General features: G+C 58.7%; 19 protein-coding genes. 5 read left to right on the forward strand and 14 right to left on the reverse strand.

Features of this window, described 5'->3' with window-relative positions; translation table 11 throughout:
* Nucleotides 1-26 precede the first annotated feature (26 nt).
* From RFN28_RS20885 to RFN28_RS20920, 8 genes are all read right to left on the reverse strand, one after another.
* Complete coding sequence (locus RFN28_RS20885; protein WP_320222758.1) at nt 27-329, reverse strand: DUF982 domain-containing protein; 303 nt, start codon at nt 327-329, stop codon at nt 27-29.
* A 384-nt stretch (nt 330-713) separates the two neighbouring features.
* Nucleotides 714-1,499 carry a GGDEF domain-containing protein gene (locus tag RFN28_RS20890; protein ID WP_320222759.1) on the reverse strand — a complete coding sequence of 262 codons (786 nt, stop codon included), beginning with the start codon at nt 1,497-1,499 and terminating at the stop codon, nt 714-716.
* 637 nt (nt 1,500-2,136) lie between these two features.
* A complete protein-coding gene (locus RFN28_RS20895; RefSeq protein ID WP_320222760.1) occupies nt 2,137-2,304 on the reverse strand; it encodes an integrase core domain-containing protein in 168 nt (55 codons plus the stop codon).
* Between the two features lie 11 nt (nt 2,305-2,315).
* Nucleotides 2,316-3,005, reverse strand: a complete 690-nt coding sequence (locus RFN28_RS20900; RefSeq protein WP_320222761.1) for an IS3 family transposase — start codon at nt 3,003-3,005, stop codon at nt 2,316-2,318.
* Complete coding sequence (locus RFN28_RS20905; RefSeq protein ID WP_320222762.1) at nt 3,002-3,424, reverse strand: helix-turn-helix domain-containing protein; 423 nt, start codon at nt 3,422-3,424, stop codon at nt 3,002-3,004. The genes RFN28_RS20900 and RFN28_RS20905 overlap by 4 nt, the downstream gene beginning before the upstream one ends.
* Nucleotides 3,425-3,820: 396 nt before the next feature.
* Complete coding sequence (locus tag RFN28_RS20910) at nt 3,821-5,680, reverse strand: DUF3732 domain-containing protein (protein WP_320222763.1); 1,860 nt, start codon at nt 5,678-5,680, stop codon at nt 3,821-3,823.
* On the reverse strand, nt 5,677-6,123 hold the full coding sequence (locus RFN28_RS20915; RefSeq protein ID WP_320222764.1) for a three component ABC system middle component: 447 nt from the start codon (nt 6,121-6,123) through the stop codon (nt 5,677-5,679). The genes RFN28_RS20910 and RFN28_RS20915 overlap by 4 nt, the downstream gene beginning before the upstream one ends.
* A complete protein-coding gene (locus RFN28_RS20920; protein ID WP_320222765.1) occupies nt 6,120-7,334 on the reverse strand; it encodes a hypothetical protein in 1,215 nt (404 codons plus the stop codon). The genes RFN28_RS20915 and RFN28_RS20920 overlap by 4 nt, the downstream gene beginning before the upstream one ends.
* Before the next feature lie 478 nt (nt 7,335-7,812).
* Here RFN28_RS20920 and RFN28_RS20925 point away from each other — a divergent pair, with 478 nt between their 5' ends.
* From RFN28_RS20925 to RFN28_RS20940, 4 genes are all read left to right on the forward strand, one after another.
* The gene (locus RFN28_RS20925) at nt 7,813-7,989 is read left to right on the forward strand and encodes a YegP family protein (protein WP_127426917.1); all 177 of its coding nucleotides are present in this window, start codon (nt 7,813-7,815) and stop codon (nt 7,987-7,989) included.
* Nucleotides 7,990-8,354: 365 nt separating this feature from the next.
* Entirely contained in the window at nt 8,355-9,020 is a 666-nt protein-coding gene (locus RFN28_RS20930) for a thermonuclease family protein (RefSeq protein ID WP_320222766.1), read from the forward strand.
* Between the two features lie 10 nt (nt 9,021-9,030).
* Nucleotides 9,031-9,636, forward strand: coding sequence for a BRCT domain-containing protein (locus tag RFN28_RS20935; protein WP_320222767.1), 606 nt, complete (start codon nt 9,031-9,033; stop codon nt 9,634-9,636).
* Between the two features lie 61 nt (nt 9,637-9,697).
* On the forward strand, nt 9,698-10,468 hold the full coding sequence (locus tag RFN28_RS20940; protein WP_320222768.1) for a hypothetical protein: 771 nt from the start codon (nt 9,698-9,700) through the stop codon (nt 10,466-10,468).
* 352 nt (nt 10,469-10,820) lie between these two features.
* Here RFN28_RS20940 and RFN28_RS20945 read toward each other — a convergent pair whose 3' ends face one another.
* Complete coding sequence (locus RFN28_RS20945) at nt 10,821-14,156, reverse strand: UvrD-helicase domain-containing protein (RefSeq protein ID WP_320222769.1); 3,336 nt, start codon at nt 14,154-14,156, stop codon at nt 10,821-10,823.
* Entirely contained in the window at nt 14,147-14,815 is a 669-nt protein-coding gene (locus RFN28_RS20950) for a PD-(D/E)XK nuclease family protein (protein WP_320222822.1), read from the reverse strand. Before RFN28_RS20950 ends, RFN28_RS20945 begins: the two co-directional genes overlap by 10 nt.
* Between RFN28_RS20950 and RFN28_RS20955 the strand changes: the two genes are divergently transcribed.
* Nucleotides 14,745-15,026, forward strand: a complete 282-nt coding sequence (locus RFN28_RS20955) for a hypothetical protein (RefSeq protein WP_320222825.1) — start codon at nt 14,745-14,747, stop codon at nt 15,024-15,026. The two genes, RFN28_RS20950 and RFN28_RS20955, sit on opposite strands and share 71 nt — an antisense overlap.
* Nucleotides 15,027-15,593: 567 nt before the next feature.
* Here the strand turns inward: RFN28_RS20955 and RFN28_RS20960 are convergent.
* The 4 genes from RFN28_RS20960 to RFN28_RS20975 are packed head-to-tail and all read right to left on the reverse strand — an operon-like array spanning nt 15,594 to nt 20,976.
* On the reverse strand, nt 15,594-16,040 hold the full coding sequence (locus tag RFN28_RS20960) for an ASCH domain-containing protein (RefSeq protein WP_320222770.1): 447 nt from the start codon (nt 16,038-16,040) through the stop codon (nt 15,594-15,596).
* Nucleotides 16,003-17,229: a hypothetical protein gene (locus RFN28_RS20965; RefSeq protein WP_320222771.1), complete on the reverse strand. Its 1,227-nt coding sequence runs from the start codon at nt 17,227-17,229 to the stop codon at nt 16,003-16,005. Before RFN28_RS20965 ends, RFN28_RS20960 begins: the two co-directional genes overlap by 38 nt.
* Nucleotides 17,226-18,014 carry a hypothetical protein gene (locus tag RFN28_RS20970; RefSeq protein ID WP_320222772.1) on the reverse strand — a complete coding sequence of 263 codons (789 nt, stop codon included), beginning with the start codon at nt 18,012-18,014 and terminating at the stop codon, nt 17,226-17,228. The genes RFN28_RS20965 and RFN28_RS20970 overlap by 4 nt, the downstream gene beginning before the upstream one ends.
* A complete protein-coding gene (locus RFN28_RS20975; protein WP_320222773.1) occupies nt 17,992-20,976 on the reverse strand; it encodes a CHAT domain-containing protein in 2,985 nt (994 codons plus the stop codon). Before RFN28_RS20975 ends, RFN28_RS20970 begins: the two co-directional genes overlap by 23 nt.
* Nucleotides 20,977-21,301 lie beyond the last annotated feature (325 nt).

Consider the following 21,301-nt stretch of genomic DNA (forward strand, 5'->3'; position numbering starts at 1 on the left):
TCGACCAATCTCACCCAAGCGCCAGTCTACACCTGCACCTTTCCGCTTCCCGATTTGCAGGCAACGACCCATTGCATCGCGGAGTTTGGGTCTTCCAAAATCCCGGCCCGTTTCGCAAAGCCGAGAAAGGCATTGTGGGCCGCGCCTATAGGCTTGTGCCCGTCGTGGGCGTCAAAGCACGCCCGAAGGGCGGTTTGATGGATCAAGTCTCTGCGATCTTCCGGCCATTCATCGAGAAAATCGATTGCGTCCGCAAGGCCGGCAATCTCTTGCACGATAACCGTGGCACGCCTCACGAAGATGGGGCTGCTGAAAACTTCGGCGTTCATTTCATTTCCTCCGACCTGCTGAACGGCTTCTCTGTGTAAGAGGCCACCGATCGAGGTCGGTTGCGACTATCGCAGAATATGTTGTCACGGCGATGACGGCTTGATAGGGAAGAAGCCGCATCGCGCCCGAGGGAAATCATGGATTTTGCAGAGTGCCGCCTTTGCTGGGGGACAGCGGCGGATCATCGCAACCGACAACCGCCTTCGCGTTGAGGCAGCCTAGTGCAAATCGAAGACTATAGCTTCCGATTGGCACGGCATCAGAAATTTGATGCGCTCCGATTAACGCAATTTGTTGCGGCGTGTGGCACTCGTTTGAACTCACGATGGTTGATTTTACTGAGTAGCGCCGCACCCGAAGGAATCCGCCCCAAGCAGGGTCGGCTATGGAGTCGTGACTCGCAATCTGGTTGCTTCGTAGTCGAACGAAACGCGGTTCCGGCCACGCTGTTTCGCTTCAAAAATGCATCGTTCTGCTGTGCGAAGGATATCCTGACTATCTGCATTGGGAGGGATTTCCGCACCCCCGATGCTGACAGTCACCTTTAGATCGTCCTGTTGCCCTTTGATCCAGGGCATCCCTTCGATAAGACGGCGGATGTTCTCCGCAATGGTCATTGCCTGCTCTTTGCGGACCCCTCGCAGCAGGACCCCGAACTCTTCGCCACCAAGGCGTCCAATTGAATCGCCAGGGCGCGTTAGATAGACAAGCGCTTTTGCGATTCGAACCAAGGCCTCGTCACCTTTGGAATGTCCGTGCTTGTCATTGAACGAGGCGAAGTGATCCGGGTCGATAACGAGAAGCGTGTCGTATTCACCCTCATCGCGCTTCCTGTCCATCCTTGCCATGAATCCGCCGCGGCTAAGAAGCCCCGTCATCGGGTCGTGGCTGGTCACGAACGCCAGCCTGTCGTGGGTCTCTCTCAGGGCCGCATACGACTTCTCCAACTTGTCACAGGTGTCTTGGATGGTTTCCGACTGGGCGAAGATGTAGGCACCGACGGGCATTCCAATCAGGATGGGAATGAGGGTGCATTCCACCCAGCTCAGCCAATCGATCGGCATGTGCAAGGCGAGTCTTGCCGTGAACGACAGAGCAAAGGTCGCGACGATTGCAATTATCGTCACGACTATTGATTTGCCTAGAATACGCTTGGCGCGAGGCGTCATGTTGTTTCTTTGGAGATTGGCACTGTTTCTTTAGATAGAGGCTCTGAAAGAGCCGTTACCAAGTCAATTAAGATTATTCTGAAACTAGAAGGGCGAGAAAAGAGGTGCCGTCATCTGCGGTCGGGAACGCGCGCAAACGTAGGACAGCGCGGCGAATTTTAGCAACGCTTAAAATGCGAGTTTTTCGAATCTGCTGGCGTTAGTTTTCGGATGCTAATCCACGCTGCATGGATGGTGATCGTTGAATATGCGCGGCCTAGGTTGGATTAGAGAAATACGATTGACGGAGGCTCAGCAGATGCGCGATCGGATAGCTTTGCTCGAATCCGAATTGATCAATGCGGCTGGTTCCAAAGGCAAATCCAATCTGCTTAACGTAGGTCACCAGCTTCGTTCGCAAAAGGCTAGGTTGGAACGCCTGGAACAATGCATAGCCTGGATGCCGAAGCGACTCTGACACCGCGCAACCCCGATCCAAGGAAGTCGTCCGCGGATTTTGGCGATGCCGGCAGGTTCGACGCGATCTGAGACCGTGAAGAGGGTGGCGGTTTTCTGGAAATTTCTGCAAATTCCAGTGTGATGGAGTGCACCCTCAGACTGAGACAAGGAAAATAGCGGACACCGTCCCGTGTTCAGCCTATGCCGCCTTTTCCATCCGTCGTCCACCTGAATGCTTCTGTTCGTATTCCTCCGGCGTGAGATAATCGAGCGCCGAGTGCAGGCGCTGCGTGTTGTAAACGGTATCGATGAAAGCGCCGATGCGCCTACGGGCATCATCAGCATCCTTATAGGCGAGACCTTGCACCTCTTCCTGCTTCAGCGTTTCATGAAGCTTTCCGCCTTCGCGTTGTCATAAGGATTTCCGACGCGGCTCCTGCTCGCCTGGATGCCATGGAGATGCAGAAGTTCAGAGTAGGCCCCACAGGCGTATTGAACGCCGCGGTCGGAATGGTGCACGAGACCCCCTGGAGCAGGCTGGCGATCGGTGATGGCCATCTCGAGGGCCTCAATGGCAAGGCTTGCTCTGAGATGCGTATCCAACGCCCATCCGACCACCTTGCGGCTAAACGCGTCAAGCACAACGGCAAGGAAAGCAAACTCCTCAGCCAGATGCAGGAAGGTGATATCGGCAACCCATAGCTGGTTGACCCCACTGAGGATCATGCCCCTGGCCAGGTTCGGCACGACTTGCCAACCATGCCTCGAGTTCGTCGTTGTAGGCACAAAGGGTCGCATACGCAGGCACAGCAGATTGTCTTCACGCATGATGCGTAGAACGCATTTGTGGTTGACTTGCCACCCCTCCCGACGCAACAGGGCACCGATCCGGCGGTAGCCGTAGTGCGCGTTGGCGAGAGCCATCTTTTGAATGAGATCTCGCAAACCTGTCTCGGCCCGACGAGGCGCCGAGTCTAGCCAGTGACGATAATAACTGGCGCGGCTGACGCCAGCGAGCCAGCACATTCCATCGATGTTGAAGTCGCCTTGCGACAGGCCGGTCGTCATCTTTTCGATGACTTTGAAGATCCCGTTTCGCCAGGAGCGCTGCTCCGACGCTGATCTTCCTCGAAGTGCCGCAAGGCTTCGCGAAAAAAATCGAGATCGAGCTGCTGTTGCCCGACTTTCTGCTCCAATTCCCTGATCCGGCGCCTGGCCCTGGTCAGTGCCTTTTCCTGAGCCGACGGCGGATCAACTGCGCTTGGCAATGGCACGTCGCCGTCAACTCCTCCCGCCACTCTCGCCGGCCGGCCACGCCGAAGTGACTTCAGGTTACCACGAAGCCTGAGATGATCGCGCCACTCGTAAAGACGTTGGCGACTGATGCCAACCTCATCTGCCAACTTGCTGACGGTTTCGCCCGCCTCCATGCGCTGGAGCAGCTCCAGCTTTTGGTCCTCATCAATAACTCTTTGCCGTCCGGCCATGCCCCAGTTTCCTCTCCTGCGGGGAAACTGTCCGCTATTTTCCTTGTCTCAGTCTGAGGGTGCACTCCAGGTAAACCCCACGAAATGCCAGATAATTCCGGACATCACACCAGACTGCCAATTATGCGACTTTCGAAGAACAAAAGGCGAACATTGAAAGGACGTTGTGTTTTTGACATCAATAGCCTGCCCATTTCGTCAGTTCCGGTGATCAATAGCAATGGCTGGAACGGGGGCCGGGAGCGGTCCGTCCCGTTCCGTCCAAAGGCGACGAAAAACGGCCGTATCGCTCCGCGACCCCCTGACGGTCAGATAGCAGCGCTGCCCCCCGGAAACGGCCACGTGATATGGCGGCTGCCAGATCAATTGCGTGGCAGCCGTTCGCGCTGATACGCCCTAGTCCATCCTGGAAACCGGGATCAAGGCGTTTCCATCCCGGAAGATTTCGACCAGGTGCACGTTCTTGAGCCCATCCCAATATCGCGGATTTATGTGCTCGAAGACGATCATCTGGAACTCTTTTCCCATCTCGTTTGCCGTAGTGATGAACTGATCCAAAAGCTCCAATGCCAACTTGACCTTCGCGACATCGCTCTCGTCGACGTCCTTCTCGCCGTCACTGCCCTGCTTGTCATCCTCGCCCCAGTAAGGCCTGGAGAACTGATCAATAATCAAGAACGGCGCCACATGAACGCCGCCGTTCTGCATAATCAGTTCATGCAAGCCAAGGAACAGAAACAGGTGAAGGAACATATGATTGGAACTGCTGCCGACGTTCTCGGTCGATGCTGTTTTGGGTTTGCGCAGATGAAGCTTTTTCTCCGTGTAATTGAAGGCGGAGCGATAGTCGCTATAGTTCCCGAGAGCCGCCTTTGTTAGAGAAATATAATCCTGAATTGCTTCATCAAGAGCACTGGTGAAGAGTTCCTGCCGGTCCTTGACAGGCGTCACAGCCAGGCCTTCGATTTCAGCTTCCAGGTTTTCGATCAAGTCGCTGTTGTCCGGAGCCTTGTCTGACTCTGAATCGCCGTAAAGCTCGAGCTTGGCCTTGGTTTCGCCGATGAAGATGTACTTATCTTTGTCGGTCTCGAAGCTTTCCATCTCGGTGGGAAGGGCGCGAAGGTCTTTTTCGAGATTCTGACGCTGAGATTCCAATGCCTTTATGATCTCAGAGATGTTGCTGTCCAAAGGCGTCTTGCCAGCCGTAGCGCCTTTAATCTGCTGCAAACCGTCGGAAAGGTTTTTGAGGATATCGCCGAATACGGATGTCCGAACCGTCTCCTCGTAGTTCCTCATCAGATATTCGACGGGCTGGAGGCTATCCGCCGTCTCCTTGAGCGTCACCTTATGATTTCCATACTCCGAAGCGAATTTGTGAAGACCCCTGATTTTACGAGAAACCCGGTATAACTGAGATGAAATCTCCTCATATTGCGCGGATACATGCAGATCGGAGCCACTTTCCCGCTCGGTGACCATTCGCTTCAATGCGGTGACTGAAGCATCAGCGTCTGTGTTATCCGTGATTAGTCCATACCCCTTAGCTCGAGCGACGGTTTCGGCCAGTTGCGCATTAAACTGATCGCGCTTCTCCTGGGTTTTCGCCGACAGCTTTTGCAGGCGGGCGAGGTTTCGCTCCAACTCCGCCAACTTGTCACGCTTGAGTATGTTTTCGACCGTGTCGATCCCCACAGCGATATCGAATATGCGTGGAAGCGCCTCCCGGTAGCGAGACTCGCTTTGCTTGTCGAAAAACTGATCGCTGTGAGTGATTATGTCTTGCGATATTGTGTTGAAGAGCAGGAAATATCGCAGCGACACGCGAGAGCCCGCCTGCAGCACTCTCCCACCGAAAGGAATTTTGACGTCTTGGTCGATGCCGAAATCAGCGCTCAACTGCTTCTTCAAGACGTTCTCGCTAACGTTCGGCCTCGGCGCGGATTCTGGCACCTCCCCTAGCGACGAAAAGAAATATTCAGGCGACGGGCTTGTCCCCATAGGCGCTCGTCGCGCCAGCGCGTAGACTTTATCGTTCACGTGAATACGAAGTCCGTACCAGAGGACATTTTCGTTGATAATGCTCTCAGAAATTCGATGCTTGCTTGCGAACATGCAGTAATCGATGATGTCGAGGATGGCTGTCTTCCCGGTATGGCTTTCGCCGGTGATCACATTCACCTTGTTAGGCAGAAAGGTCACAGACCTTTTCTGCCCGCTACGGAGCCACAGGTGCAGGCTTTGAATGTAGAATTTCACAGAACGATCCTCGCATTGAGGTAGAACACTTCGGCATTGCCCGATACCAGGGCAGCTATGTTGGCTGACGCACGCCTAACACGTTCGGCGCGCTTGCCCATCGAGGCGTCGAATGGCAAGTCAGATGCAATGACCGCACCGTCATCCTTCAATTGGACGACTCCAATTTCGTGCAAAAATTGGAGAGAATTGATGGTCGGACCAAGTGACGCCAGGTATCTCTCATTGAAATTGTAGAAGAATTCGACGTTGTCAATTAGATAGTTCTCAAAGCTTATGAAGCGGAAGCTGCCATGGGCGAGAGTCTTCAACATCTGGCGATGTGCAACAACCGGCAAAATCAACGAAATTTTGGGGAGTGTTAAAAATCTCGCTTCTTTCAGGACTGATGAGATCGCGAACGCGTTGATCCCCAAGTTGTTGTAATATGAGCTGAACTTCACCTGTAGCGGTCTTTCCAGTTACGCAGCCAACCAATCACCGGCCGATCAGAGAGATCGTAAAACCCGCCATTGCTCATGGCTATCGGGAGCTCCTGAGAAGCAAGCGTCAGCTTTTTCTGCCGCAGATCTGCGACAATCGCGCGGGCAGATTCGCTCTCGTCACCGACTGACGATTGACCCGAGTAGGCTTGGAGGAACTTGCCTTCCCAAATGACGCAGGCCTCGTCCTCCAAGTCGTCGATATCGGATTGAGTGATATCTCCGTCCTGGATCAGTCGCTCCATGTTGTCGCGAAAGTGCAGCCGCCTGGTGGTGAACTTCGTATGAAAATCAATGTTATCCTCCGAGACGTCATTGATGTCCACCAGTTGCTTGATGAACGTCTGGCGGAGGAGATTGTCCGGCAAAACAGGAGGAAATTTCCTGAAAAGCAGACCGATGCTCCGAGCTTTGTCGAAATGCCTTCGGTATCTGATGGTGAACTCGTCAAAGCTGATCGTGATCTTGTTCCCTGCCTTGACAGTTGCGAAGCAGTTCTGCCTCACCTCGGAGTCGACCGCATGAAACACGTCATCGATCCGGGACGCGTCAATCTGCTTTTCAGCGATTGATTTCTTGCATTCTTCGATGGCCTGGTCTCGACCCAACGCAAACTGCAAATGGGAGAAAAATCCCTGCGAAACAGCGGGATCAAGTTTGAGCACATCGTCGATGTAGCCCTGTATCGTCGTGTCTTTGCTCTGCGCCTTTATCGATGTGATGTCTGCGATGAGTTCAGCGTGGGTCTTGGTGCCAGCCTTAAAAGCGACGCTTGACACCAACACGGTGTTTTTGTCGTTGTCAGACTTGTTGGAGGCGAGCAAGAACGAGGTCTTCTCGATGAAGGCAAGCTGAGCGGGGATGGATATCCGTCCCTCCGCAGGGTCGATGATCACCTTGCACCAGTTCGATAGCGACTTCCACAGGTCACTGTCCATGGTCGTGAGATTGATGGGGAGGTCTTGCGCGTTCCGCTGTACGGTGTGCTTCAACTGGATCAGCAGATGGCTGCCATCAGGACGTTCAACGTGGACATCATCGAGAACCTCAAGGCCTACGACTTGCCCGCTCTTCAATTTTAGCAACTCATCGAGAAAGTAATAATACTGATAGTCGAAACCGATTGATTTATCTTCGGCACTAGTTGTATCGACACGCGACCTCGCGCTCATGGGCTACCTACAGATTTCGCAAAAAAACAGACCTCAAGTGTTTATCCCGACACCCAGCAGTTGCAAATCGCTATTGCGATTTATCAACAGTGCGAATTGAGCTATCGATCCAACCGATTCAGTCGCCGACTTCGCCTTCTCCGCTATTGAGGGGAAGTGTCTCCCTCGGTTAAAGGCGGCGAGCATGTCCGGTTTCAGCGGGGGGCCCGGCTGTCGAAGGTGACCGTAATAGGCGCAAAGCTGCCGTCGAAATCGGACCCGCGTACGCCGCGATCCATTGTCCGGCGGGGTTGTCCAAACTAAACATTGTGGCTGATCAAACGGCTCGCCACGATCGCAGCTCGCTCGCATCCTCAGGAATGCTCACGCCGCTTCCGTAGCCCGACGCGACGCAAAACATGTGTTGGCAGGGGCCAAGGCGATCTTGAAGGCCATCTCGATTCCTGCGAGCTTCTCACTGTCAACGGAGGGCACACCCATGGCACATAAGTTCGAAATCTATAAGGACAAAGCTGGCGAATATCGCGTTCGCTTCAAGTACAACAGCGAGGTGATATTCTCGACCGAGGGCTACTCAAGCAAATCCAGCGCTCAGAACGCCATCGATTCGATTAAGAAAAATGGCCCGAGTGCGCCGGTCGAAGACAATAGCTAATCGCCTTCGACTCGACACAATGCTGCGGCGGTTTCGAAGCTGCAGCATATTGGCTTCGGAACGAGCGTCAGCTCGACACTAGCCCTTGTTGCGCTAGGGGCAAGTGAAGCCGTGCTCTCCTAAGGGAATCCTCAGCAAATAGGCTTCACTAGACCTCGGCTACATTTAGGAGCATTCTCTCCGTTGGGGAGAGGGGTGTGGATAGGTCTCGTTACGATAATCGTTCTGATCGCTGGCGCAAGCGCACTGGAGCAAAACACTCCCGTGCACTGCGGTGGGCAAGTGTACCGCGACGGTTGATCTTCGTCACCGCTGCTGCAGTCGGTGCCTTAGCGGCTCAGACGGTCATGATGCATAGTGACCGCTTGCCCGACCTGGCCCCTTCGAACTGGATCGAGCCAAAGCCCGCCCCCATGACCGGCGTGGCGTCCGTCATTGACGGTGACACAAGCGAGATCCACGGCCAGCGCATTCGATTTAGCGGGATCGACGCGCCAGAGAGCAAGCAATATTGCGACGACGCCGGGGGCTTCGAGTACCCGTGTGGTCGACGATCGGCCGAAGCGCTGGATAGTTTCCTAGCCGCCTCGCGGCCGGTGCAGTGCACTTTCGTGACTTGGGATCGCTATCACCGCTACGTCGGCGACTGCCGGCGCGCCGACGGCGACAGCGTAGCGGGGTGGATGGTCGAGCATGGCCACGCGCTCGATTGGCCTCGCTACAGTATTGGCGCCTACGCGCCGCAGCAGGCAAAGGCCAAGGCGGCGAAGGTCGGTCTATGGGTCGGCAAATTCGACGCGCCCTGGGACTGGCGCGCCTCGCATGGCGACGGTGCACCACCGTCGAGCCAGCCGCTTGGCATCATTAGTCGCAAGCTGGTCGCGCAAAGCGGCGGCCTTTCGTGCGAGCCCCGGCGATACTGCTCGCAAATCAGCTCCTGCGAAGACGCCCAATGGTACCTGCACAACTGTGCGTGGGGCCGCAAGCTGGATAGGGATGGTGACGGGATAGCGTGCGAGACGCTTTGCTAGGGAGGGGTTCATGGATGACAAGTTTTACAACCGCGTCGGCGGCGATCGTATTTCTTCGCGGCAGATCGATGAGTTGATTGGGCTAGCGCGCGGCGTCGCTGCAGACGGAAGTATCAACAAGGCGGAAGTCGAGTTCCTTCAAAAATGGCTGGCCGCGAACGTCGAGATTAGCGATCAGCCGATCGTCCGGACCTTGTACCGACGGGTCAATGAAATCCTTGCGGACGGCGTGCTCGACGCCGATGAACACACTGAACTTCTCGATACGTTGAACAGCTTCTCGAACCGAGATTTCGAACTCGGGGAAGTGTTGAAGCCGACCACCCTGCCCCTTTGCAATCCGCCTCCGCATTTGACCTTTGAAGGTCGGTCGTACTGTTTCACCGGGACGTTCAATTATGGCCAGCGAAAATACTGCGAGCAGGCCATAGCGGATCGTGGCGGCCGCGCCGGCAGTTTGACGCAAAAGACCGACGTGCTCGTGATCGGTGCGTACGCTACAGAGTCTTGGAAGCATTCATCGTTTGGCGACAAGATTTTCAAAGCGACCGCCTGGCGCGACGAGGGGTTGCCAATCTCGATTGTCGCCGAGAGCCATTGGGTCGGTTTTCTCTGACTTCGTCCGTGGTTTGGCAGCGTCTCATACCATCAGCACTCTATTCGACCGAGGTGGAACGATGCAGCACAATGCGTTCAGCGATCAGATCCGCCTGTCTCGGCGATTTGCAGGTCGCTTCATTACGAGCGTGATCGCGCTCGCAGTTGCAACTGCAGCTGGGTGCACCTCCATAGACTACCAGAAGCTTACCACCGGTGAGATATCCGGCAGCTTGTTCGTGATGTGGGTCGGTGAAGGCAACAGTTCCGGCGACGGGAATTTCCTGTTCGTGCCCGACCCTCGCGACCCCTTAGTCTTCCATCGGGCCGATCCGACGGCTCCAGGTAGTAAGATCAAGCCGGGCCTCATGTACACGGACGGCGGCTCAATCCCGAAAATCGCGCAAGTCTTTAAGGGGCTCTCACCTTGGGGCTACGCTCCGGCCTACATGATCCACGACTGGATCTTCATCGCGCATCACTGCATCGTCGACGGCAGCACCGAAAAGAGGTTCGACCAAGTCCGTGGGGTCGAGTTCGACGATTCCGCAGCTATCCTCGGCGAGGCAATCAAGGCGTTGATCGCGACGCGCCAAGTCGCGCCAAACGATGTTGCACCCAGCGCCATCACTGCTGCCGTGGGAAGCGCAATCGCCAAGGAACTTTGGGACGAGAAGGGAGCCTGTAAGTCGTTACAGGTCAGCGCAAAAGATATTGCTTCAGCAGAGGCAGCGATACCGGGCTCGACATCCAAAGCTCAAAATCTGAGGGCCTTCCAAATACCAGAAACCGTCGCGCCGGCGGTCCGAGCAGTGAGGCCCGCGAAGATTATAGCACGCCTGTCCTTCTGACCTGAGCGTCGAGCCAACCCATGGCGGGCCGCCGTGCGGCGACCGACCGTCGAAACGGCCGTCACGGGCGATCGTCATGGACCTAGCGCGAATGGCGGCCCTTATCGGGCAAGTCGGCTTTCAGCAGACGTCATAAACCAATTGAACTCCCCAAAAGAGGCGCATAGCGGGCGTTCCTTCCCGTGGCTTACCCCCCGACAACCTCGCCCCAAGCATATGTCTCTGACAGCTTTGTCGTCCTCCGCTCCGCAATAGCCACCTTCTTGCCGAGAGGGCCCGTAAGTAGTTCGTCGCGAATTGGAGTCAACGGAAGCTCGGGCACGCTTCTGTCGAATACGTTTAACCTTACTGGTTATATGGCCGGTGGCGCAGCTGTGAGTTGCGCAAGAAGTCCTTCGCGGTCCCCTATCCAGATCAGCTCCGCGCTTGTCATAAACACCAACGCTCCGGCGATCGCGCCGGTGACCGACACGTATTCGTCGAGTTGCGCAATGTAGTCAGATTTGACCTTCGGCGACGGATTCACGTCTGACTTCCAGTCGAGAACGCCGAGCACCCTGCCCTCGCGCAAGATCAGGGCATCCACGCGGCCAGCCAAGAGGATCGCGCCGTCGGCGTTCCAAACTGGAACTTCGGCTTCGAGAAACGGCAGCATGGTGGCTACGTCCTCGATCGCAAGCGTGTCGCGGATCAGAGTGGCGGCTTGCGCGGGGTCCGGAAACTCAATCTCTCGGCCTAGCAATTGCGAACGCAGTTGTGTCAGCAGCTCACCGGCGCGAACGGTCAGCGCCTCGAGGGTAACAGTCAGCTCGTCGTTGATCACCTCCTCCGCCAGCTTGTGGAGCAGCGTTCCACGTAGCGGGCCGGCGCCGATCGGTGGTGGCGCCGGATCGGTCAGCTCGCTTGATGGCGGCAGATCAATGACCTCCGGAGTGCGATCGGCGTCATGAAGGCTCGGCTGACGCCACCGAAGCACGGGTGCGCTCGCGGCGACGATCGCGGCCTCCTCAGCAAACTTTTCGGCGGTCTGCAGATTGGTCTCTGCTGGGCGATCTTCGACGACCTCGTCCGGCAATAGATCGAGGTTGACCTCAGGCAATTCGAGCTTGTCGAGCCGCACGGCGCGGTACCAGGACGCGGCCCGCGATGTCGGCAGGTTGGGAACGATCAGAATATCCCGTGCCCGAGTGCAGACGACGTACCACATCCGCTGACGTTCAAGGGCCTGCTGGCGCGCCTCTTCCTTGCGGGCGGCATCGAGCGAAGCCGGTGCCACGCCGCCCACCACCCAATGTAGCGTGTTGTCACCGGGCTGGTGAACGAACTTCGAGGGCTGACGGAAGTTGGTCGCCGTGCCGATCGGGATCACAATCGGCCACTCCAACCCCTTCGAATTGTGCATCGTGACGATCTGCACAGCCTCTTCGACGCTGTCGCTTCGCCCTTCCTGCACGGTGGCGCCGCGCTCCCATTGCTGTTGCAACTCCTCGACAAGGCTCGACAAGCCGAATACCGAGTAGCGCCGCGCCATCTCCACCAGCGCATCGAGATTGACGATCGCGCGGGCATTCCGGCTGACGTGGCGGGCCGCGAGGATCGGCCGTATCAAAAGCGCCTCGATCGCCTCGGACAGCAGTTGCGCCGGTGGAACGGCGAACGAACGCCGTCGCAGGCGCTGCAGGGTTTCGATCGCCGACTTCGCATAATGATTTCTGAGGCCGCTGACATCGGTAAGCAAACTCAGATCGGGCGGGCGGCCATCCTTCCACTCGCCCAGCTCATTGACGATATCGAGCAGCTCCGCATCGCTCAGGCCAATGATCGGCCCGCGCAGCAATGCGCCAAATGCCAGCTTGTCGGTCGCATCAGACAGCGCCCGCAGCAGCGTCAGTACATCGAGCGTTTCGGGCCGGCGCATCAGGGCCTTGCCGGCCTGTGAGGCGACCGGGATACGGCGCCGCTCCAGTTCCTGCTCGTAGAGCCAGAGCTCGGTATGGCTCGCCGCCATCAGCGCGATGTCGCCGGCCCGTGCAGGCCGCTGGCTGCCATCCTTCTGGCGCACCGCCAGCCGGCCGATCAGCTGGTCACATATCTCCCCGACAGCATGCGCCTCGAGCCGCCGGACCTCGCCGGGCCCCTCGTCCTCGGTTCCGATCGACAGCCGGACCACATGCGGCATGACTGCCGGCTGGTGCTTGATGGTTGGATGGAGGGCAACATAGGCTGGCTGGCTGCCACCGTCGAACACCTCGGCGAAGTTCAGATTGACGAATTCGATGATCGAGTTGCGGCTCCGAAAGTTCGCGGTGATTGCCACCAGCGCCCCATTGGGCTGGCCGATGATGAGGTCGCGAGCTGCGCGGTAGGCGGCGATATCGGCATTCCGGAAGCGATAGATGCTCTGCTTAGGATCGCCTACAAAGAACAGGGCGCCGGGCCGAAGCCGGGCCCGCCGCCAGTCGCTGACTGGCCCGTCGGCAGCGATGGCGAACAAGATCTCGATCTGGAGGATGTCGCTGTCCTGGCATTCGTCGACGAGGATGATCGGAAACCGCGTCGCGACATTGTCCCGGACCTTCTTGTTGCCGATCACCAGGTCGCGGGCATGCTCGAGCAGATCGTCGAAATCCATGACGGCGGCGCGCCGCTTCATCTCATCATAGGCATCGAGCGCCGCCTGCATCGATCCGGACAGCTGCCAGATCATGCGGCTGCCGGTATGGGCGAGGAGCGCCAGCAGTTTTTCGCCGACCGCGCCATAAAGCGTCAGCACCTCTCCATGCAGCCGGACACCCTCTTCTTCCCCGCGGGCCTTCTTGAATGGCCCGAGACGCTGGAAAGCCTCGAATTCGAAACTCTTCCATTTCATGGCGCCGATCCGCGGCGGCCGGCTGAGCCGCCACAGCGTGTCGAAATCCATCTCGCCGGCGAACGCACCATCGCAATAGCTGCGCAGCTGGTCGAAACCGGCGACGTAGTCATTGGTCTTTTTGTCGAACGGATGGTCGGCAACCCAGCGCGCATAGGCATCGATCGCGTCCACCAGCTCGATATCGGGCCGCGCCGAAAAATCCGGACGCGGCGGCTGTGCCCGGCGGTGCTGCCTACGGATCTTGACCAGGTCCCGCAGCTCTCGTTCGACCTCGAGGGGGTCGGCCTCGGTCAGAACAACTACCGCCCGATCGAGCGTCTTGCCACTCGAGAGCGCGTCAGTGAACCAATCCGAGAACGCCTGATCGAACATGGCGTCCGCCGCCATTTCGTCGGCGACCTTGATGCCGGGGTCGAGTTTGGCCTCGACCGAATTGTCGACGATAATCTGCTGGCAGAACGAGTGTATCGTCGTCACCGTCAGCTCGTCGAGGTGAACCACTGCAGCTCCAAGCGCTTTCTCCCGCTTGGCTCCGAGTCCATTCGGCAAGGCGGCTTTGAGCTCGATCGGCACGTTGCCCGACAGCAGCTCTTCGACCACCGAGTGGATGAGCTTGCCCAACTCCGAAGCCGAGGCCTCGGTGAAACTGATGGCGGCTATGGTACCTGGGTGATGCCCCTCGGCCAGTAGCATCGCCACACGGCACGACATCAGCGTCGTCTTACCGGTGCCCGCCGCGGCCTCGACCACGAGATTGGTCGAAAAATCGGTGACACAGCGAGTGCGTGCATCCTGGTCCGGGACGGTTACGGACATGAGCGCCAGTCCTTGAGAGGTGCATTGGCGACGGCGAGCGCCGCACATTTGTCCGACAGGTAGCCCTGAAGGTCAGCAGGCCTCGCCAGGCGATAGGTTGAGTACTTGTCGAAAGCGTCGGGGCCGGCAATGGCGAACCCGCTCTTGAGGGCAGTGGTCGCGGCGATCACGAAGGCGGACAAATCCGCTATGGCCTTGTCGAGGCGCTCGCTCTCAAGCGGCCTCGTCGTGATCGGGGTGCCCAAATACAATAATCGGGCAACGACACGGCCGGGCCGGGCGAGCGTTCGGATGGCGATTGCATAGAGCACCCTTTGGAGCTCCCGGCCCCCGTCCATCACCAAGTCGTCGGGAGATAGCTCGGGCTTGGACGTCTTGTAGTCAGTGATCCGCGCCACACTTCCCGATTTCGCCAGGTCAAGTCGGTCGATGCGGCCGATTACCCGGATGGCCTGCTGCCAACCAGCCCCAGCGTGGCAGTGGCTCTCAAGGCACGGGATCGGTCCAGGGAGGGTATCAGGGTCCGACCAGCCACAGTACTCCCTCCAACCCACCGAGCGGCGGGTCGAGCGGCGGAAAGAAGTAGAGGTGAGCTCGGGTTGGGATCGCGACGACCTAGCCAGGCTGCTGGCGCTAGAACATGCATTCTGCGCACTCACCCTGATTTCTGCCAGCAACTTCGCATATCTCGCCGAGACTACGCCAAGCGCGGCCGTCAAGCAGTTTCGGGAAGCTATCGAAGGTTCGGTCTACGACACCGGACAGGCCTCGAAGGAAACCAAGGCCGCGATGAAACACCACCTGAAACGGATGTTCGACCACATCGCGGAAATGGCCAAGCACGCTGGCCAGGGAACGCAGAAATCATGAAGGGTTCAGGATTGTCGGCTTTGGGCAGAATTCGACCACTGTGATGATCGAGCCGATATCCTTGCCGGGACTGTTAATGGCCGCACGTACGCAAGCATCATTGGTGGCAACGATCGTTTCGATGTTTTTCGCGAGAGCGGCTTCAGCCGGAGGCACACTCGCTGAGAAGGTACGGGAAAATCCGAGCTGCCTGCAATTCAATGACGAATGCGGCATCTGCATAATCAGCCAAGGTTCTGCACATCATGCTCAAGCAGGCAATCGCCTGCATCGAAACCCAGTGGCATTGCTGCTCCGATCCGTCGAAAGCAGGCCAACCAGATGGCGGGTAGCTCCTTTTGTTGGCAACCTGCTGCTCTTCGAACTTCGGGAAGGCCTAATCACGAAATAGTCCGACGCTCGTCCGGCATCACTGGCACGGGGGATGATGCTGAAAATCTCGCTTGGGGCTTTTGCCGGCCATCGGATTTTGGTGCCACTTTGGAAACGCAGACGCGTCTGCTGGTCTAGTGACTCAGCCTCGCATGATGGACGGCGCATTTGCGCGGCGTCACGTGTGCTAGCGCGTCAGTCGATGCTCGAGTCGAGCAGGTGCTGAACCTCGGGCTCGGGATGAAACAGGCCTAGCTTGCCCTTAGACGGGATCGGTCGCATTCGTATCGGTTCCCGGATCATCCAACCGTATAGCTCGCCGATCATTGGACCCTCAACAAGGTGGCGCGAACGCCACATCGACCAACGATCGACGTCGAAGCGAATGATGTTCGCAAGCTGGAAACGCCCGACAAAGCCGCCACGATACAGACCGGAGAGGCCGAATTGCTGGTCGAGTTCCTCGTTGACCTTGAGGCCGGTGTGAAGCCAGACCGGTCCCCGATAGGTTGGGTTCCAACTACGGACCTCGATCGATTTCTTCCCCTGGAGGATAAGCTCCGCCCAAGGCTGTTGAATGCTGACCGCAGGCGGACTATCGGCGCTAGAAGGAGTCGTCATATTCCTTGGCGAACCTTTCAAGCAGGTCTTCAAGCTCCTCCCGCATCAAGATTGGAGCCGCTCCTGCCGTGAGACCTCGAACATAGCTAGGCAATTCGAGATAGGCCCTCTTGGGGCCCCCTGCTAGTATCTGATCCGCCATAGTGCGGTATGCATGATACCCCACCTTCAACAGGTCGGCCGTCGCCGAGGCCAACGGATCGATCTCTCCCTCTGCAATTCGCGTGGCAGTTCTGCGAACAAGGCATGGAATGCACACCCCGCACGGCTTGCCGACGGTCTTCTCAATGCCACCGAGAAGTTGGTAGGAGTTCGTGTACCAGCAGCTCTCGATCTCGGAGAGCAACGCGGTTCCCTTGAGCAAGCCGGCCAACCGCCCGTCGAAACATTGCCGTTTCGTCAGCTTGAGGAACGGGTTTTCGATTGACCAAGTCCCGCCCAGCACTTCGGCAAAGAGTCGCCTGGCAGCCTCGTGCACGCGGGGATGAGCATGCCTGGTCATCATGAAGGCCGGAGATGGCGGAATCGCCAGAGCAAGAATGCCGTTTTCGTATTGGACGAGGCGGTGCGCGCCAAAGGTCTCCGCGACGAACGCGGCCAAGCACAGGAAGTAGAATGACCGGTGGAGAAAGCCGCGGCCTCGTCCGGTGGTGCCGCTGATGCGGGCTTGCGTCGGGACCCCATAGCCGAGTTCAGACGCTAGCGAGCGCTGCACACTCTTTTGACGCGAGTAATGTGACACAAGCTGCGTTTCGCCGGCCCGGACATCGTCCAGAGCGATCCCCGAGGTGCTGTCGAGCCCCCCTGAGAACAGCACCACGCGGCTGACCTCACGGTCCTGTGCCGCGAGCGCGGTATGGTCGATCCCGTCGCCCGGCTGCACCCCGCCAGATATCGACCAAGTCCAGTGCGCATCGCCTTGAAATTCGAGCAGGGCTCCAAGCGCGGCGAGTGCGCCCGCGGTCCACAAGTCGGGACGCTCAAGTCGCAGTTCGACTTCGAACTCGACGGGGCGATTGCGTCCGGGTGAGCCGGAGAGCGCACGTTCGATCGCAAAAACGGTGCTCCCGACTCGTAGTATATCGCGGGCCTGCGGTGTCACCGCTACAGAACCGCACGGCCCCCCGACATGAACCTTCAGGTCTGCCGAAAGCGCGGTCCAATCACGTGCGCGTCCGGCTAGGCCGACGGTGCGGAACCGGGCGCTCATGCCGCCTTCTCACGGAGCTTGTCGAGAGTCCATTGCTGATTGTCGGCGACCGTGCGCAACAGATCGCGATGCGACACGCCATCAGCATGAAAGCGTCGATCGAAGCGTTCGATCAAATGATCGGCCAAGCGTTGGGCCGCATCCTTGACCACGGGTATCTCAGCTGCCTGAAGCGGTGGCAGCTCGCGCTGCAGGTCACGCCAGAGCAGCGCGCCCAAAAAATGCCCTGAAAGCGAGTCCAACACCTCGACATGTACGCTGGCTAAGATCTGAACCGCCGTCCCATCGAGGAAGAGGTCATCACTGCCGCACACCGCGATCAGTACATCTAAGATTGTCGAATTGGCCACCTCGCGTGCGGTTTCACCACCACCCTGATTGCGCTCCAACATGCGGCTCGCCAGATCGGCAAAGCATCCGGGGCCGTTGCCGATGCCAAACTCCGCAGCGATCGGCTCCCATTGCCCGTCGCGTAGCATGGCCGAGAGCTTGAATAGATCGTCGAAGCAGCCGTTGACGGTTGCGCTGGTCAGCACCTTGAGCAGAAAACCGCCGACGTTGCGGCCTTTAAGCGTGTCGCGCACCAGTTGATCAGCCTTTGCCGCATCGGGACCGCCGCCGCTCGAGCGCCAGGAAAAGAATTCTGCGGCACCGCCGCCAAATGCGGCCTTTATACGATCGACGATGCTGCGTGTTCCCGCACCGCTCCCTGATCGTCCCAACGCACCACTACCGGCGCCGCCAAAAGATCCTGTCCCCATCTCAGTTCCCCCAAGCATCTTCAAGGTTGGCATATCCACGGGCGGCCAACCAGTCCGCCATCCAGGCGATTGCCATTGCGCAACGAGCCACGTCCTGCCGTTCGGTTCCACCGCCAAGCAGCCTGAAAAGGCCCGCATAGGTCTCAGCCGACCGATCTCGATCGGTCCCGCGATCGAAAGTACTTTTGCTCTCCAAGCGCACGCGATTGCGCCTCAGCTGTTCAACTGCGGCCGGACGATCTCCGGCCGCATCAAGAGCATGCGCGGCACTCAGCCTGCCCTTGGCGGCAACACGGAACGCAAAGCCGTGCTGGGCATACATCTCAAGGCGCGCCTCCAGCTCTGCCCAGCGGTCGGCATCGAACGCCTCAAATTCGCGGAAGCGTCTCGCTTCGGCAATCGCGGCGAGCATGCCGTTGCCGCTAGCACGCGCCGCGTTCTCGCATTCGTTGAGCAGATCGATGAGGCGCTCCGGTGCGGAGCCTCGCCTTTCTTCCAGCCGGAGACGCTTGTACCGGATTTCCGCGAGCATCGTGCCGACCGTCGCGTCCTGCTCCTCGAGTGCGCGGAGCAGGATTTCGGCCTCTTCGAACCGATCGAGCTCGCCTCCGCCAAAATCGAGTAGCGCATCGACAAGATTCAGGGAGGCAATCGCCCATTGATGGCGCCGGTCAGCATCAGTCTGCCAAGCTCGGATAACGCGACGATAATAGTCGACTACCGACGGATCGTAGAACAAATATTGCAACAATCGGGCGCGGTTGAGCTCGTAGTCCGCAGCATCGCTCCGCGCGGCATCAGCATCGGTCGATGCAGATGAGGCGAGCGCGTTCGTAGCCGAGATCGCCCGGTCAATTTCGACGAGCGCATTCTGGCGCCAACTCTCCCCGCCAGTCGCCTTCCAAATTTCGGATCGCAGCGCATGCGCGAGCGCGGCCTCGAGCGGGTCGAGTGCGCCTATCCGATCGAGCACTAATTTTGCGTCACGGGGCATGGCGAGCACGACCATCGCGCGAGCGACTCCGAGACGCTGCCGCGACGGGATCGCATCACGCGCGGCATGCGGCTGCAGCGTCTTCCACACACGCAGAACCGCGACGTTGCGTCCTTCGCGCATGAACTGCTCGATTGTCACCGCAGCGAGCTCGGTTGCAGCGGTGGTCGACCCGGCTTCGACATAGTGTCTCAACAATTCAAAGCGCAGCGCCTCGCTGCCACCGAGCCTTTCCAACACGCGCGCCGCGGCAGTGTGTCCGGCGATGAGAACGTCCTTGGACAGATTGGCCACGATCCGTTCGCGGGCCGACGCCGACAGGATCAGGCCGGCGTCAGTCTTCACGAGATATGGACCGAGCCGCGCGACGAGCGCGTCCCCGACCTCTTCACCGCGTAGCGCAGACAGCGGCAGCGCGACCTTGATGGCCGCAAGAAACGCGGTTTGACGTGGCCACTCCTGACAGACCCGATCGAGCTCGGCAAAGCCTGCGTCTGGCTCGACAAGCCGGTCTAGCCGCCATTCCGGCCAATCCTGCTCGGCGTCTACGGTCGAGCGCACAACGATGACGATGGCTCCTCCCTGATCGACCAATCGGCGTAACATCGGATCGGCGCTTTTGGGTGGATCGAGCAGTACAACCGCGAGTCGCGATCGGCGGAGCAATCGTTGCAAGCCCTCGACGCCGTCTCTCGTGGCGATCGAGATGATTTCTGCAAGCTCGGAGGATCGCCATTCAGGCATTATCCAGTCGGCGAGTTGACGAGCCCAGTCCTCGATGCTCCGTCCTAGATCGTCGGTTCGAAATTGGATGAACACGGGCGTGATCTCACCCGCCATGCTCAGCGCATCGGCCGACGCAATGAGCGCTGAAATCAGCGCCTCGTCCCGCGGATCGGAAAGCAGCAGCACGCGCCTGGCGGCCAGCCATTCACGCACTTGGTCGCGGTCAAAAACGTCGGTTTTAGCCGGCGATCGTTGGGCGAGCCGGAGGGACATCCGCGCGACCAAGTCTTGCACCAGCCGATCGGGCGCCGGGGTCGACCATTGAAGCGCTGTCGCTGGCTCGGCGGCAGACCAGACCGCCGGTGCTGCCCAGTCGATGAAGCGGCTCGGGCGAAGCCGGGCGCGACGACGTGCCTGCGCGACGGCGCATTCGATGCTGTCGCCCGCAGCAAGCGCTTCAAAAAAGCCACGCGCCATCAGCCGCGCGACCGCATCGTCAATGCGCGATTGCATGACCACGGTGCAGACGACGCCTCGGTCGCGCAGTGCCAAATGCGCTTCAGGTCCGGAGACCAAGGAGGGATCCGCGGCCGCTCCAAGGTCGCACGCCCAAAAAACCGCAGCCAGCGGCGGCCCTCCCTGCGGGACCGCGGCGGAGAAGTCCTGGACGGACATCCATTGACCACTGGCCACAAGAAGCCCTGGGCTACGCCCGGCTCGCCCGTGCCCGCTATACCAAAGCAGATGCGGCTCGTGCCTCGCAAGCAGATTGCCCAAGGTTGCCGGGTCTAGGCGTTCGACGATCGGTTGGTCGATCCTGACTTTAACGGACGCGTCCAACTCGTCCCACGCCGCCAGAATCCCATCGACCTCTGCCGCGATGTCAAGGCGCTGACCGAGATCGCCTTCGTATCCGGTGAGGACGAGCACCCGCAATTGCTCAATATGGTTGGTGCCGACGGGCAACGGATCGTCGGCGAGTCGCCGTATGGGCACGAAGGCACAGCGGGCGCGCTCGCTGACCATTTGATCGAGGATCAGCTCCCAGGCGAGCGCCCACGGGCCATCTGCGAGATCGAACATGACGGCGGTCCGCTCGTCCGACGCCACGGCATCGACGATGTGCATCGCGACATTGGTGTCGCTCGCAAATTCCCACATCGACGCAATGGCGTCCGTGGTTCTAGGGTTTATCGGCACTTGGCATTTCAGCCGAATGCGTTGCGGGACTTTGCGGACTTCGCCGTCGACTGCTTGAAACTCCACTGATGGCGGTCGAAGCCAATTCCGCCGCCATCGGATTGAACATTGCCTCAAAGGCGCCACCAACTGCGGATCATGGATATCGCTGATCCGCCAGCATCCCCACGGTCGCTGCTGCTGCTGCTGCTGGCAAGGCGTGATAGAATTTCAGGTGCGCCGAATCCGAGTGCGAGCGCCGACTGAAAGTCCCTTGCGCCTGACAGGACCGCACAGGCGCCTCCGCCCACAACAAGAACGAAGAACATAATCCAGAAAAACCGATGCTTTAGATACTCGGGCACCCTCATGCCGCGCCTTGATCAAGCGCAGGACATCAGGAACTGCCCCG

The organism is Mesorhizobium album (genome assembly GCF_033977205.1).
Classification (GTDB): Bacteria; Pseudomonadota; Alphaproteobacteria; order Rhizobiales; family Rhizobiaceae; genus Mesorhizobium; species Mesorhizobium album.

Coding starts and splice junctions, on each gene's coding strand:
- RFN28_RS20885 (WP_320222758.1), bottom strand. CDS start 329: ATGAACGCCGAAGTTTTCAGCAGCCCCATCTTCGTGAGGCGTGCCACG.
- RFN28_RS20890 (WP_320222759.1), bottom strand. CDS start 1,499: ATGACGCCTCGCGCCAAGCGTATTCTAGGCAAATCAATAGTCGTGACG.
- RFN28_RS20900 (WP_320222761.1), bottom strand. CDS start 3,005: ATGACGACCGGCCTGTCGCAAGGCGACTTCAACATCGATGGAATGTGC.
- RFN28_RS20905 (WP_320222762.1), bottom strand. CDS start 3,424: ATGGCCGGACGGCAAAGAGTTATTGATGAGGACCAAAAGCTGGAGCTG.
- RFN28_RS20920 (WP_320222765.1), bottom strand. CDS start 7,334: ATGAGCGCGAGGTCGCGTGTCGATACAACTAGTGCCGAAGATAAATCA.
- RFN28_RS20925 (WP_127426917.1), top strand. CDS start 7,813: ATGGCACATAAGTTCGAAATCTATAAGGACAAAGCTGGCGAATATCGC.
- RFN28_RS20935 (WP_320222767.1), top strand. CDS start 9,031: ATGGATGACAAGTTTTACAACCGCGTCGGCGGCGATCGTATTTCTTCG.
- RFN28_RS20940 (WP_320222768.1), top strand. CDS start 9,698: ATGCAGCACAATGCGTTCAGCGATCAGATCCGCCTGTCTCGGCGATTT.
- RFN28_RS20945 (WP_320222769.1), bottom strand. CDS start 14,156: ATGTCCGTAACCGTCCCGGACCAGGATGCACGCACTCGCTGTGTCACC.
- RFN28_RS20965 (WP_320222771.1), bottom strand. CDS start 17,229: ATGAGCGCCCGGTTCCGCACCGTCGGCCTAGCCGGACGCGCACGTGAT.